Origin of the sequence: Paraburkholderia silviterrae (assembly GCF_004353915.1) — a bacterium.
In the GTDB taxonomy this organism is placed as follows: Bacteria; Pseudomonadota; Gammaproteobacteria; order Burkholderiales; family Burkholderiaceae; genus Paraburkholderia; species Paraburkholderia silviterrae.
On sequence record NZ_SMRP01000018.1, the window covers coordinates 122,244 to 135,238 of the forward strand.

13 protein-coding genes are annotated in these 12,995 nt (G+C 65.0%); 8 read left to right on the plus strand and 5 right to left on the minus strand.

Annotated features, from left to right (window positions below; genetic code table 11):
• Window positions 1-44: 44 nt before the first annotated feature.
• A complete protein-coding gene (locus tag EYW47_RS28190; RefSeq protein ID WP_133198126.1) occupies window positions 45-1,589 on the minus strand; it encodes an acetolactate synthase large subunit in 1,545 nt (514 codons plus the stop codon).
• A gap of 149 nt (window positions 1,590-1,738) precedes the next feature.
• Here EYW47_RS28190 and EYW47_RS28195 point away from each other — a divergent pair, with 149 nt between their 5' ends.
• Both EYW47_RS28195 and EYW47_RS28200 read left to right on the plus strand, forming a co-directional pair.
• Window positions 1,739-2,725 (plus strand): LysR family transcriptional regulator, encoded by a 987-nt coding sequence (locus tag EYW47_RS28195; protein ID WP_133198127.1) that lies wholly within the window; start codon window positions 1,739-1,741, stop codon window positions 2,723-2,725.
• Window positions 2,726-2,820: 95 nt separating this feature from the next.
• Window positions 2,821-3,030 carry a hypothetical protein gene (locus EYW47_RS28200; RefSeq protein WP_205710171.1) on the plus strand — a complete coding sequence of 70 codons (210 nt, stop codon included), beginning with the start codon at window positions 2,821-2,823 and terminating at the stop codon, window positions 3,028-3,030.
• A gap of 78 nt (window positions 3,031-3,108) precedes the next feature.
• Here the strand turns inward: EYW47_RS28200 and EYW47_RS28205 are convergent, their stop codons facing one another.
• From EYW47_RS28205 to EYW47_RS28215, 3 genes are read right to left on the minus strand one after another with little or no spacing between them, the layout of a single operon-like run.
• Window positions 3,109-4,194: a porin gene (locus EYW47_RS28205; protein WP_133198128.1), complete on the minus strand. Its 1,086-nt coding sequence runs from the start codon at window positions 4,192-4,194 to the stop codon at window positions 3,109-3,111.
• Window positions 4,195-4,229: 35 nt separating this feature from the next.
• Entirely contained in the window at window positions 4,230-5,105 is an 876-nt protein-coding gene (locus EYW47_RS28210; protein ID WP_165976695.1) for an alpha/beta hydrolase, read from the minus strand.
• Between the two features lie 43 nt (window positions 5,106-5,148).
• Window positions 5,149-6,423, minus strand: a complete 1,275-nt coding sequence (locus tag EYW47_RS28215; RefSeq protein WP_133198130.1) for an MFS transporter — start codon at window positions 6,421-6,423, stop codon at window positions 5,149-5,151.
• Window positions 6,424-6,781: 358 nt separating this feature from the next.
• Here EYW47_RS28215 and EYW47_RS28220 point away from each other — a divergent pair, with 358 nt between their 5' ends.
• Window positions 6,782-7,804 carry a VOC family protein gene (locus EYW47_RS28220; protein WP_133198131.1) on the plus strand — a complete coding sequence of 341 codons (1,023 nt, stop codon included), beginning with the start codon at window positions 6,782-6,784 and terminating at the stop codon, window positions 7,802-7,804.
• Between the two features lie 100 nt (window positions 7,805-7,904).
• Window positions 7,905-9,071: an FAD-dependent oxidoreductase gene (locus tag EYW47_RS28225; RefSeq protein ID WP_133198132.1), complete on the plus strand. Its 1,167-nt coding sequence runs from the start codon at window positions 7,905-7,907 to the stop codon at window positions 9,069-9,071.
• Here the strand turns inward: EYW47_RS28225 and EYW47_RS28230 are convergent.
• A complete protein-coding gene (locus EYW47_RS28230) occupies window positions 9,058-10,125 on the minus strand; it encodes an AraC family transcriptional regulator (RefSeq protein ID WP_165976696.1) in 1,068 nt (355 codons plus the stop codon). The two genes, EYW47_RS28225 and EYW47_RS28230, sit on opposite strands and share 14 nt — an antisense overlap.
• A gap of 312 nt (window positions 10,126-10,437) precedes the next feature.
• Here EYW47_RS28230 and EYW47_RS28235 point away from each other — a divergent pair, with 312 nt between their 5' ends.
• From EYW47_RS28235 to EYW47_RS28250, 4 genes are all read left to right on the plus strand, one after another.
• Window positions 10,438-10,701: an EF-hand domain-containing protein gene (locus tag EYW47_RS28235; RefSeq protein WP_133198134.1), complete on the plus strand. Its 264-nt coding sequence runs from the start codon at window positions 10,438-10,440 to the stop codon at window positions 10,699-10,701.
• Between the two features lie 345 nt (window positions 10,702-11,046).
• Window positions 11,047-11,367 carry a hypothetical protein gene (locus tag EYW47_RS28240; RefSeq protein ID WP_133198135.1) on the plus strand — a complete coding sequence of 107 codons (321 nt, stop codon included), beginning with the start codon at window positions 11,047-11,049 and terminating at the stop codon, window positions 11,365-11,367.
• 145 nt (window positions 11,368-11,512) lie between these two features.
• Window positions 11,513-12,043 (plus strand): glycine zipper family protein, encoded by a 531-nt coding sequence (locus EYW47_RS41040; protein ID WP_165976697.1) that lies wholly within the window; start codon window positions 11,513-11,515, stop codon window positions 12,041-12,043.
• 121 nt (window positions 12,044-12,164) lie between these two features.
• Complete coding sequence (locus EYW47_RS28250; protein ID WP_240763955.1) at window positions 12,165-12,941, plus strand: response regulator; 777 nt, start codon at window positions 12,165-12,167, stop codon at window positions 12,939-12,941.
• Window positions 12,942-12,995: the final 54 nt, after the last annotated feature.

Genomic DNA, 12,995 nt, shown 5'->3' on the forward strand with positions numbered 1-12,995 from the left:
GAAAGGCCAACGCACGAAGGCGACCACCAAACCAAGCCCTGCGCTCAAATAACGGCTTCAATAACCATCGGCCCACGCCGCTTCATAGCGTCAGCAAACACCGCATCAAACGCAGCACCGGACTCCACGCGCACGCCTTCGACCCCCATCCCCCTCGCAAGCGCGACCCAATCCATCGACGGATTCCCCAAATCAAACATGGAAGCAGCATGCACGCCATCCGTCCTCGCGCCTACGCGCTTAAGCTCATTCGCAAGAATCCGATACCCACGATTAGCGTAAATAACGGTCACCACATCGATATTCTCCCGAGCCTGCGTCCAGAGAGCCTGAACCGTATACATGGCGCTGCCATCCCCCTGAAGATTAACGACTTTACGCTCAGGGCAAGCAATGCCCGCACCAATCGAGACGGGCATCAAGCACCCGATAGCACCGCCCGTGAGGGTCAGCAGATCGTGCGGCGCGGCCGACTCGCTCAGTCCGGAATACGCCATCGCGAGCGACGCCTCTTCGGTAATGATCGCATTCTCAGGCAAATGCCTGGCCACGCTTCGCATGATCGACTCGCCATCGAGCGCCCCATTCGGAGCAAGATCATCAACCACACGCGAGTTCAACGGCGCGACACACTGCTGCGCGCCAAGCGCATCAACTAGCGCACCGAGCGCCGCGGCACCGTCTTCATGCGGATGCGCAAGCACAGCAATACGGCATCCTCCCGGCGTGAGCCAGCTAGGCTTGTCCGGGTAGCCGAAGAAGCTGACCGGCGCTTGCGCGCCCACCAGCACGAGCAGCTCAGTACCGGCGAGAAACTCTACAACCTGTTCCGCGAAATACGGCAAGCGCTCAACCCGCACGCGCCCGGCGCCACGTTCGATGCGCGGTGCGAACGTGTCGCAAAGCAGCCGCGCGCCCGTCTTCGCGGCAATGCGTCCGGCCGCGCGCAGCCCCGCGCCTTGCAGCGCCTTGCCCCTCAGCAAAAACGCCGTCTTCACGCCGCTTTGCGCGAGCGCGGCGATATGTTCGATCGTCGCGTCGCTCACGCGTGCGGGCGCCGGAGCCGGCAGCGCTGATGCGACCGCATCGGCTTGCGACCAGGCCGTGTCGGCCGGCAGAATCAAGGTCGCGATCTGCCCGGCGCCCGTCATCGAGGCCTGCACCGCGCGGGCGGCGTCGGCGCCCACGGTCAGCGCGCTGCTCGACGAGTGAATCCAGTGCGACACGGGGCGCGCAAAGCCCTGAATATCGGAGGTGAGCGGCGCTTCATAGCGCGCGTGGCTCGACGAATGATCGCCAACGATATTGACGACCGGACTCGACGCCCGCCGCGCATTGTGCAAATTGGCAAGCCCGTTGGCGAGGCCCGGCCCGAGGTGCAGCAGCGTGGCCGCCGGCTTGCCCGCCATGCGCGCGTAGCCGTCGGCCGCGCCCGTCACCACGCCTTCGAACAGGCCAAGGATCGGCCGCATGCCCTCGACCGAATCGAGCGCCGCCACGAAATGCATCTCGGACGTGCCCGGGTTGCCAAAGCACACTTCCACACCGTTCGCGACCAGCGAACGCAACAGACTTTCAGCGCCGTTCATTGTTTGCTTACCTCGATATCGAACCCATCAATCAGCTGTGGCACCCAGGGTTTTTCGGGAGCCCGGACGTCGCGTATCGACATCTGCGACGATCCTAACTAGTCGGCTCCCGTGCAAAAATACAGTGGGATCCGAAAATTTATTACGTCATGCGCAAGAATCTCGATTACGGCTTGCTGCACGCGATGACCGCGTTCGTGCGGGTCGTCGACGCGGGAAGCTTCACGGCGGCATCGGTGCATATGGAGCTGACGACAGCGCAGGTTTCAAGGCTCGTTTCCGAGCTGGAGAACCGCCTGCAAACAAAGCTGCTGCAGCGCACGACGCGGCGTCTCGCGCTCACGAGCGCCGGCGAGCGCTATGCCAACCAGTGCCGGACCATCCTCGAGCTGGTCACGGAAGCGGAAAGCGAGGCGAGCGGCGCGCGCATTCAGCCCGCCGGGCGGCTGCGGCTGCTTTGCATGGCGAGCTTTGGCGATCGCTATGTGGTGCCGCTCGTGGCGAAGTTCTGCTCGCTGTATCCCGCCGTGACGGTGGAGTACAGCGCCTCGCAATATGTGCCGGATCTGCTGGCCGAGGGCGTGGATGTGAGCGTCTATCTCACGCCGCGCCTGCCGGATTCCAGTCTCGTCGCGCAGCGGCTTGGCGCGGTTCATGGCGTGCTGTGCGCGGCGCCCGCGTATCTCGCGCAGCATGGCGCGCCAAAGACCGCGCGGGATCTGGCCGGCCATGCGTGCCTGCGCCTCGTCAATCCCTCCACTACGCCGCATTGGGCACTCACCGATGGCAAAGCCACCCATTCGTTCGAGCCCGCGGGCCCGCTGATCGGCGATCATCCCGAGGCTGTCGTGCACGCGGCCTGCACCGGGCTCGGTATCGCCTTGCTGCCGGGCTTCGCCGTGCTGGACCAAATGGAGCGCGGCGAGCTCGTGCATGTCTTGCCGAGCTGGCGCTCGCTCGACGTGGGCGTCTACGTGCTGATGCCATCGAGAAAATTTCTCGAAGCCAAGACCCGCGCGTGGGTCGAGCTGTTGAAGGCGGAGTTGCCGGCCGCGCTCGAGCGCGACGACAACCGGCTCCATGCGCAGGCCACGTCCAAGCGGCGACGCTCGCGCGCGGCAACTTCGCCGCGCTAGTTTGTTCATGCTTCAAACGGCGCCCTAAAGTTCGTCCGATCCGTGCCGACAACCGCTGCATGGAAAATAGAAATCGCAATCCGCGCAAGGCGAAAGTGAATCTCGCATTCGATCGCGCCATGGTTCTGACCGTGTCGATCATCCGGCGCGCTCAGGGGAAAACGAATCCCGATGACTTCGCGTACGGATCGCCGGAGTTCGAGCGGGCCACGGACGACTATCTGGAGGATCTGACGCGCGCGTTCGATCGGCACAGCGCGGGCGTGGCGCGCGGCGAGGACGATCTGCGGTATACCCACTCTTGAGGCCAGTGCCGCCAATATCGCGTTGTGGTGCGCGCTGAAACCATGCCGAAGCAGACCGCTTCGGCATGGCGCGAGCGTTTAAAAGAAGTGTTGAATGCCGATTGCCACGCCCACTTGCGAGCTACCGGACGCCGGACCCGCGCCAAGCAGGGAAGCCACGGCATTCGCGCCCGATGCGTGCTGATACATCGCTTGCTGGTACAGCACGGTGCGCTTCGATAGCGAATAAAGATTCGACAAACTCAGCGTCACCCAATGGCCGCCGTCGAGATTCTCGATCGAGCCGCCAAACCCGATGGTATCGACTTTTCCGAGTGTGTAGCTCACGCCGGCGTCGACGGTGTTGGCATTGGCGCTTTCGCCTGGCATGTCGATGCGCGTTTGCGTGAACATCGCGTGCAGCAGCCAGTCGCCCAGCGCGTACGTGCCGCCTGCGCCCCAGTTCTGCACGCGATCGGCGACGATGCCTTGCGCGGGCAGCGGCGTGCCAAGAAATGATCTGAGCCCCACGAAGTCGACCAGTTCGAGAAAGCGGTCGCTTTCATTCGTGTACACCGCGCCCAGCTTCAACGGTCCATTTTTGTATTGAACGGTGAAGCCGTAATTGCGGCCTTCCGCGAAATTGCCGGGTTGATTGCCAAAGCCGAATTGGGCGCCAAACGAAAGGCCGTAATACGTCGGACTGACGTATTTGGCCGAATTGTCGAATTCGAACGTGTTGGCCAGCTCATCCAGATTGCCCTGGTGAAACGTGTTGAATCCGCCGCCAATCCATCCGGTGCTCATGGGTGACAGCACGTCGAACATGAAGCTCGGCTGATGACCGAGCTTCAAGGTGCCGAATTGATCAGACGAAAGTCCCACCGTGGCTTCGCGCTGAAAGATCTGGTTGGGCACCGTCAATTTGCCGCTGCTGGGCAGCCAGCCCGATTCGAGCCTGAAAATGGCCGAGAGTCCGCCGCCCAGATCTTCGGCGCCGGTGAGGCCGAAGAAGTCGGGAATGAAGTTGCCGTCTTCGGTCGTATAAAGCTGTTTGCCCCCGACGTTGTTGAAGAAGGCAACGCTGGTGTCCAGGTTGCCGTACAGCGTCACGCTGCTTTGCGCGTCGGCGAGCGTGGCCGAACAGAGTGCAATTGCGCCAACCGCCATCAAGCTCTTTTTCACGTGTGCTCCAGATTTGGGTTTTATTCGAATGGCGTCTACAGGAAGCTGCCTGGGGTCGTTGCCGCGCGCACGATGCCGACGATCGAATCGAGCCACGCATTGCCCGGCTCGCGAAAGATTTCGAGGATGTCGTAGTGATGGCGGCGCGGCACAGGCGGCAAAGCGTGCACGCCTTGCCACTGGCTGCTCAACAGCGTTCGTTGCTCGTGAAAGCCGCGCGTTTCGCCTTCTCCCACGAGCATGTGGATGGGCGCATCGCTGTGGCGCGCGATACGCGCGGGGCTCAGGCGCTTCGCGTTGGCCTCGTTCAGACCGAGCGCGCGGTTGATGCTCGTGTCGACGAGCGGCACGAGATCGAACAGGCCGGAGAGCGCGATCGCGCCTCGCACCGGCGCGGCCATGCCGTTTGCCGCGCCATGTGTCGTCAGCATCATTGCAGCGAGGTGGCCACCCGCCGAATGGCCCATGACGTAGATGCGGTTCGCGTCGATGCCGAAGCGCCCCGCGTGGCGATGCAGCCAATGGAGCGCGTTGAGCGTTTGCGCGACCATCGTGTCGAGCGATGCGCCCGGTGCGAGCGCGTAGTTGTTGATGGCCACGCAAATGCCGCTACGCACCAGCAAGGGCGCAACGAACGATACGTCGTGCTTGTCGCCCGCCTGCCAGTAGCCGCCGTGAATGAACATCACGGCGGGGGCATCGCGGCGCGCGGCGGGGAAAACGTCGATCAGCTCGTGGGCGCTCTCCCCGAAGCGCTCGTCCGCGTAGTGCTCGAGCGTCGCGCGTGCGCTCGCGGCGTGGCGCTGCCAGCCGGCCATCAGTTCGAGCGCATTGGGGTGGCGCGCGCGCAGGTTGTAGTTTGCTTCGCATTGCGCCGGTGAATAGCGCTCGGGCAGTGTCGGGCCTGGCATGCGCGTCTCCATGTCGATCCGCGTGAACGTGGGGGGCGGCGGGTCAGTGGGCGATGGCCGCGGCCGGCACGGCGGCGCGCTTTGCGGCGATCACGAGCAGCGCGACCAGGATCACGGCCTCGACCGCGACGAACGCCATGAACGCCGCCGTGAACGAATGCGCGATATCGATCACCCAGCCCATGAGCGTGGGGGCGATGAAGGTCGAGACGATGCCGCCCAGCTCCGCGTAGCCAATGGCGGTCGCGGCGAGCTTTTCGCCATAGTTCTCGCTCACGAGGCTGAAGATCGCGCCGCCCGAGAGCACGGCCACGCCGCTTGCGCCGGCAATGGCGAGCAACATGCCCCACGACATCGCATAGTGCGTGGCCGCAGCGAAGCTCAATGCCGAGAGGACCGAGAGCGCGGCGCCGAGCCGGATCATCGTGATGCGCGACATGCGGTCGGACAGCCAGCCGCCCACGAGCAGGAACGCCACCTGAGAGAGCCCCATCAACGTGCCGATCAGCGCGGCGCTCTGCACGGGCATGCCCTGTTGCTGGATGAACGCGGGCACGACCCACGTGGCGGTGGCGGCGAGCGCGAACGTATCGCCGAAGATGGCGAGCCAGCCGATATAGATCCAGCGCGCACGGAAGATCTGCGAGAGCGCCAGATTGCCGCCGTGGTGGGACGGCTCAGCGCCGGCCTGCCAGCGAAAGCCCGCGATGCCGATCTCTTGAGGCCCGCCCTTGATGGTCAAGAGGCCAAGCACGCCGACGAGCAGCGTGAGGCAGCCGAGCGAGACGAGGAATGCGCGCCAGCCGAGCGAGACGGCCATGGGAATACCCACCGCGAAGTCGAGCGTGATGGCGAGGCTGAACGCGGCGAGCAGCGTGCCCATGGTGGCGCCGTGGCGCTCGGTGGGAAACCATCCAACGATGAGCTTCATGGTGCCGACCCACACGGCCGCGTCGAAGAAGCCGATGAGCAGACGCGCGCCGACGAGTTGCGCGAAATCGCCCGCCGCGGCCTGTGCGAGCATGAACACGCCCGTGCCTAGCAGTCCGATCGCGAACAGCTTGCGCGCGGACCATTTGCGGGCGAACGGCGACCAGAACAGCATGCCGATGCAGTAGGTGATGGCGAAGGCGCCTTGCACAAAGCCGGCTTCGGTCGGGCTCAGATGCAGCGTTTGCGAAACGAAGGTCATCACGGCGGCAAAGCCGTACCAGTCGCCGGCGAGGAAAAGCTCGCCCAGAATGCCGATGGCGAGCGCATAGCATTGCCACTGGCGAATCGCGCGGCGCTGGGCCGGGCTGGTTTGCGTCCAAAGCATGTCGGGTCTCCTGGTCGTAGTAGTGGGGCGGGCGAATCGGTGTGGCGCACGGCATGCGCAGCGCCGTGCGGTGAACGCATTGTTGGGCAACGAAAGTGATGCCGCAGTCCGGAAAATGACGCGGACATCCGATTCCCGCATCGAATTGCAGCCACATGGTCACGGCGGTTTCGCGCGTCGATAAGATCGGCTTACGCCTGGCCGTTGCCCGCCTTGAGCTGGCCTTCGGCAGGCGCAGCACCCGACATTGCCGGTTCGCGCGCTTGTGGCTGCTTGTGGCCACTTGTGGCTGCCTGTGCCTGCTTGTGCCCGCATTCGCGCGCCCGGACCGACCATTTCCGCAGAAGGAGCGCAATTCATGACCTCAACGTTGTCCCCAGCTGTGTCGCCGGTCTCGCCTGTGGCGCCCGCTGCCGCGAACGGCCCTTACTTCGCGCCGCGGCGCCTGGGCCATGTCAACCTGTGGGTGGACGACCTCGGCCGATCCGAGGCCTTCTATCGCGACGTGTGCGGCCTGAACGTCGAGTTCTGGGAGCCGGATCTGCAGGCGACGTTTCTGGGCACCGGCCACACGCCGCACGATCTCGGCATGATGAAGACCACCGGCGGGGTGGACCGCTATGGGCGCAATGGATTGCTGCAACTGCCCGGCACGATCGGCCTCGCGCCCGGCCTCAATCATCTTGCGTGGGAGCTGGCGAACGAAGCGGAGCTGGTGGCAGCCTGGCGGCGGCTGAAGGCGGCAGGCGTGCCGCTCGACCTGACCGTCGATCATCAGGTCGCACACAGCGTCTACGTATTCGACCCCGACCGTAACTACAACGAGTTCTATTGCGACACCGTGAAGGATTGGCGCTCGGTGTTGAGCGGCGAGATGGAGTTGCTCACGAGCGTCTGGGACCCGGCCGCACAGGAGCCGTCGACAACCGGGCTTTACGACGATGCGCCCTTGCTGCGCCACGTCGAAGGCGCGGCCGTGCATCCGCGCCGGATCACGCATGCGGTGCTCGTCACCGCGAAGTTCGATGCGATGCTCGACTTCTACACGCGTATTGGCGGCCTGCAGGTGGTGCGCCGCGAGCCAGGCGCCGCGTGGCTTGGCGCGCGCCACGCGGACTATCCGTACAACCTCGTGTTGGTCGAAGGCGCGGTGGCCAGCTACCATCACGCGTCCTTCGAGCTTGCTGACGAGGCGAGCCTCGATGCTGCGCTCGACACGCTGCGCGCACGCGGCATCGCCCCGTTACGCGTCGTCGACCTGCCATGGAAGCGCGCGTTGTTCCTCGCGGACCCCGACGGCCAGCGCAGCGAATGGTACGTGCGCCGCGATGGCGTCGCCAGCGTGCCGCGCGCTGGGGCGGACACGCCCTGGCTGGTGTGAGCATCGACCTCGCAAGCGTGAATTCGAGCGCTCACGCATTCACGGTGATACGGAGCGCAAGCAGCACCAGAGACACAAGACACATACGGAGATCACAATCATGAGCAAGACACTGTCGGCCATTATCGCGGGCGGAGGTCTCGGCGGCCTCGCCACCGCGGCTGCGCTGGCGCAGCGCGGCTGCGACGTGACTGTCTACGAACGGCAGTCGGCGCTGCGCGCCTCGGGCTCGGGCATCTATATCTGGGAGAACGGCCTGCGCGTGCTCGACGCGCTCGGCGCTTACGACGACGCCGTGCGCGGCGCCTTCGAGGGCCGCGCGTTCGAGCAGCGCGACAAGCACGGTGGGGTGATCGATTCGGCGCCGGTCGGTGCCGGCAAGCGGCTCATCACGGTCAAGCGCAGTCAGTTGCTCGACGCCCTGCGCGATGCGGCGCTGCGCGCGGGCGTGAAGGTGGTCACGTCTTCGGAAGTGATTGGCGCCACGCCGCGCGGCGAATTGCGTTTCGCCAACGGGGACGTGGCGCGCGCGGATCTCGCGGTGGGCGTCGACGGTATCTGGTCGCGCGTGCGCGAGGCGCTCGGCCTCGAAACGTTTCACCAGCAGACCGCCGAGGGCGCGCTGCGCACCGTGATCGAGCGGCGGCCCGGCGACATTCCCGCCGGGGATGCGGGCAAGTACATCGAGAACTGGAATGCGGAGCGGCGTTTTCTCATCACGCCCATCAACGAGACGCAGATCTATCTCGCGCTGACCTGTCCCGAGCGCGATCGCGCGGCGCGCGACACGCACCTCGACAAGGCGCTATGGAGCGAGGCGTTCCCTCGCTGGGCGCACCTGATCGAGCGCATTGGCGCGGACGTGAGCTGGGGCGTGTACAGCATCATCCAGTGCAGCGCGTGGTCGGCGGGACGCACGGCGATTCTCGGCGATGCCGCGCATGCGCAGCCGCCCAATCTCGGCCAGGGCGGCGGCATGGCGATGCAGAACGGCCTCGCGCTCGCGTGCGCGCTCGAAGGCATCGAGTGCGCCGAGGCCATTCCCGCCGCGCTCGAAGCGTGGGAAGCGCGCGAGCGCCCGCTCGTCGATCATTGCCAGAAGTGGTCGACGCTCTATGGCGAAGTCGCGTGCCTGCCCGACGAAGTGCGGACCTCGACGATCCGCGCGGCCATGGCCCACCCGTGGGTGATCGAGCAAATCAATCGCGCGGCACACCACGTGCCCACCGGCACGGGCGAACGCGCGCGCAGCGTCAGTTTGCTTTGACGGCTCGACCGGGCGGCGCGCCGGTGTCGGCGCGGCCGCGTCGCAGCGTGTCCTGCGGGCGTTCGCCGAAGCGTTCGGTGTAATACCGCGCGAAGCGGCCGTAGTGGAAGAAGCCCCATTGCATGGCGAGCTGCGTGAGGTTCTCGGCGTGCGGTGCGCCTTCGAGCAGAGCTTCGCGCACACGCCGCAGGCGCAGCTCGCGCAGATAGCCCATCGGCGTTTGATCGTAAGTGCTCCGAAACGCATTGAAGAGCGCGCGTGCGCTCACCCCCACGGCTTCGGAGAGCGACTCGACAGTGACGGGTTCCGCCGCATGCGCCTCGAGGTAGTCCACGGCGCGCCGCACGTAAGCCGGCGCGATGGCGGGCAGCGCCTGCGTGAGCGCAAAACGGTGCGAAAGGTTGTGCGGATGTGCGTAGAGCAGCGCATCGATCAACATCTGCTCGATGTGCGCGCAGTAACCGGCATTCTCGAGCAGCTCGGGAAAGGTCTCGCTGCCTTCGATCACGTGGCGCAGCGTGCTCATCCACGCGCGGCCCGCGCGGCCGTTCAGATCGAGGCCCAGATCGAAGCTGACTGGCTCGCGCGCCTGGCAGCCGAGATGCGCCGCGCAGGTGCGGTCGATGAGCTGCTGATCCACTTTCACGATCAACTGCGAGAGCGATGGCGCGAGGTCCAGATGCACGGGCTTGCCAGGGGACATGACGACGGCGTGCGCAGTGTCGCCGTCGAGCGATTCGCGCCCGCATCGGTAGCGGCCGCCGCCACGCAATGGAATTTCCACGAGCACGAAGCCTTCGAAGCAGTCCGGCTCGACCTTCACCTCGGCACCATATTCGAGCATGTGCAGCGAGATTCGCCCGATTTGCTTCGAATAGAGGTGCGTATTGAGTGCGCGATCGGGATCGCGCAAGGTCATCGCGTGCGGCTTGAACGCACGTCCGACGACTTCGGTCACCTGGTCGAAATCCTGCGCGCCGCTCAATTCGCGGTGCCAGTTGCTCAGGTTGGGCCGCTCGGCACTCGATGCGAAATGAGGGGGAGAGCTGAGCATTGCAATGTCGGGAGGAGCGAAAATGCGAAGCCCGGGCCGGGCGGGTGCAGCGGGTGCTGTGCGAGGCGCCGCAAGAAATAGGCCAGTCTCTGAACTGGCCCGCATGTCTGCAATTATTGACAGTCTCGCTGTGCGAGATATTGGGGGAAGTCCTTAGCGGCGCTTGATATTCGGGCGCCAGCAATATCGCCCCTGCGTGACATATCTTGACATCCATTTCTAACGATTCAGTAAACCGCTCACGGGTGGCGGCCTTTACACTTGCACGCCATGCGAGTCTTGAATCGCTGCTTCGTTATTCATGGAGAGAAAATGAAACGCATTAGTCTGATGTTGGCCGCGGCGCTGATGGCTACTTCGATGGCGACTTCGGCTTTCGCGCAAGATGCCAGGATGCAACAACTGCAGTCGCGCTTCGAAGCGGCCGATACCAATCACGACGGCAAGCTCACCAAAGCCGAGGCGCAGGCCGGCATGCCGCTCGTCGCCAAGAATTTCGATCAGATCGACGCGGCCCACAAGGGTTATGTGACGCTCGACGACATCGCACAATACGCGGCAAAGCGGCATCAATAACTCCGCCTCGAATAACGTTCGTTCCAGGCCGGCTTTGCAGGGGCGCGCCGCTCGCCACACCGGTTGACATGCAAGCAACCGGCGAGGCGCAGCCCGCGCGCCGCCCACACGACGACGCATGCCGGCAGTGCTTGTCCTCGCCTGCCCGATCTCGATGTTCCTCCCCGTGTACACCCCCATTCGGCAATCCGCTTCCGCCATGGCGGATGGGCTTTTTTGCGCCCAGGGCCGCGTCGACACACGTCGACATAACTTTTGAATAGCCTGGAATATGCCGCCTCTCTAAGGTGTGACCACCGTCGCGCCCAAGGCTTGCGACCGTTGTCCATCCATTCAGGAGCTGCCATGAAGATCCGTTCTCTCGTCTCATTCGCCATTGGTCTCGTCGGTGCGTGCGTTGCTCGCTATGCGTCGGCAACCAGCGTTGCGGTGGGCATCAGTATTCCGATCGCGCCCGCGCCGGTCGTTGCCGTTCCCGCGCCGGCTTACGTGGCTGCTCCCGTGGCTGCGCCCGTTGTCGCCGTGCCCGCCACCATCGTTCCCGCGCCGGTCGTCGTCGCGGCGCCTGCGTTTGTGCCCGCGCCCGTCTACGTTGCGCGTCCGCCCGCCGTCGTGGTTCGCGGCGGATACGGCTACTGGGGACGTGGCGTCGTGGTCGTGCGATAGCGCGGCAGCATCGCAGATCAGCGCAAGGGTCAGGCTGTGTGCTTGCGCGTTGCGCCCATGAAGCCTGATCGAATCGATATTGCATTGGCGTGCACACACCTATGCGGTTTTGCCGGCCATGCACTGAAACGGAAATTGTCGTGCCATGAAATCATTCAAGCATCAGTCCGCGCTTGCCGCCGCTTTGGCGTTGGCATGTCTTGCCGGGTGCGCAGTCGTGCCGCCCAGCTATCCAACCGTGATGGCGCTGCCCGCGCAGGGCAAGACCATCGCCGCGTTCCAGCAAGACGATTACGCGTGCCGCACGTACGCGGCGCAGATCGTCAATCCGGTTGCCGCGTCGCCCGCTGTGGCGAATTCCGCGCTGGCCGCTCCAGCGCTAGGCGCCGCGGGCGGCGCGGCGGCCGGGGCGCTGATCGGCGCGGGGGCGGGCAATGCCGGCGCCGGCGCGGCAATCGGGGCGGGTGCCGGCCTGCTGCTCGGCAGCGCGGCGGGCCGCAACCAGTATGCCGGCAGCGAGGCGGCGCTGCAGCGTCAATACGACAACGCGTACGCGCAGTGCATTACCGCAAAGGGCAACACGATCGCGGCGCCCCAGGTGCCGCGTGCGGTCGTCGTGGCGCCCGCGCCGGCCGTGGTTTACGCGCCGGCCCAGTATTATTACGCTCCATATTGACCCGCCGACCGCGATGCTCACGGCACGCGCGCGCTTGCGGAGCGCTTGCGCGCCGTGCACCGGTTGGCATCGGGCTCTACACTCGTATCCACTCTTCTTGCCGCTAGCGCTCCGAACCGCCATGCCGCCACCCAAACCGGCCGACGAACAGACGATGAACCCGGCCCCCCAAGGCCGCATTCTCGTGCTCGACGACGACCTCGAGATTCGCAATATGCTGCAACGCTTTCTGAGCGCACAGGGTTTCGAGGTGCGCGCGGCGCGAGACAGCAACCAGCTCGATACGTTTCTCGAGCGGCATCCGTTCGACCTCCTGATTCTCGACATCATGATGCCTGGCGAAGACGGCCTGTCGATCTGCAGACGCCTGCGCAGCCAGGGGCAGATGATCCCCATCCTGATGCTGACCGCACGCGGCGATCCGATCGACCGCGTCGTTGGCCTCGAAATGGGCGCCGACGATTATCTCGGCAAGCCGTTCTTGCCGAGCGAACTGGTCGCACGCGTGCGCGCGATGCTGCGCCGCCAGCAACTCTTCGCGCGGCAGCACGGCGCGATGCCCAGCACGATGGGCGACGACGACGCGCTCACGCTGCGCATTGGCGAATATCTGCTCAAGCCGCATGCTCAGGAGCTGACGCTCGAAGGCGAGCCGATCGAAGTCGGCGCGGCGGAGATGCGGCTGCTGTGCGCGCTGGCCGAGACGCCGAACCGGCCGGTCAGCCGCGAGAACCTGATCGAGCGCGCGCATGGGCGCCTCTACGAAGCGAACACGCGCAGCATCGACGTCCAGGTGCTGCGCCTGCGCAAGATCATCGAGGCGGATGCCTCTTCGCCTCGCCATATCCGCACGGTTTGGGGCGTGGGCTATATGCTCGTCGCGAAGCTCGATGGCTGATTGTCCGAAGCGGAGCGAGGCGCGCTGTAACCGGATGACATGACTCGTTGCACG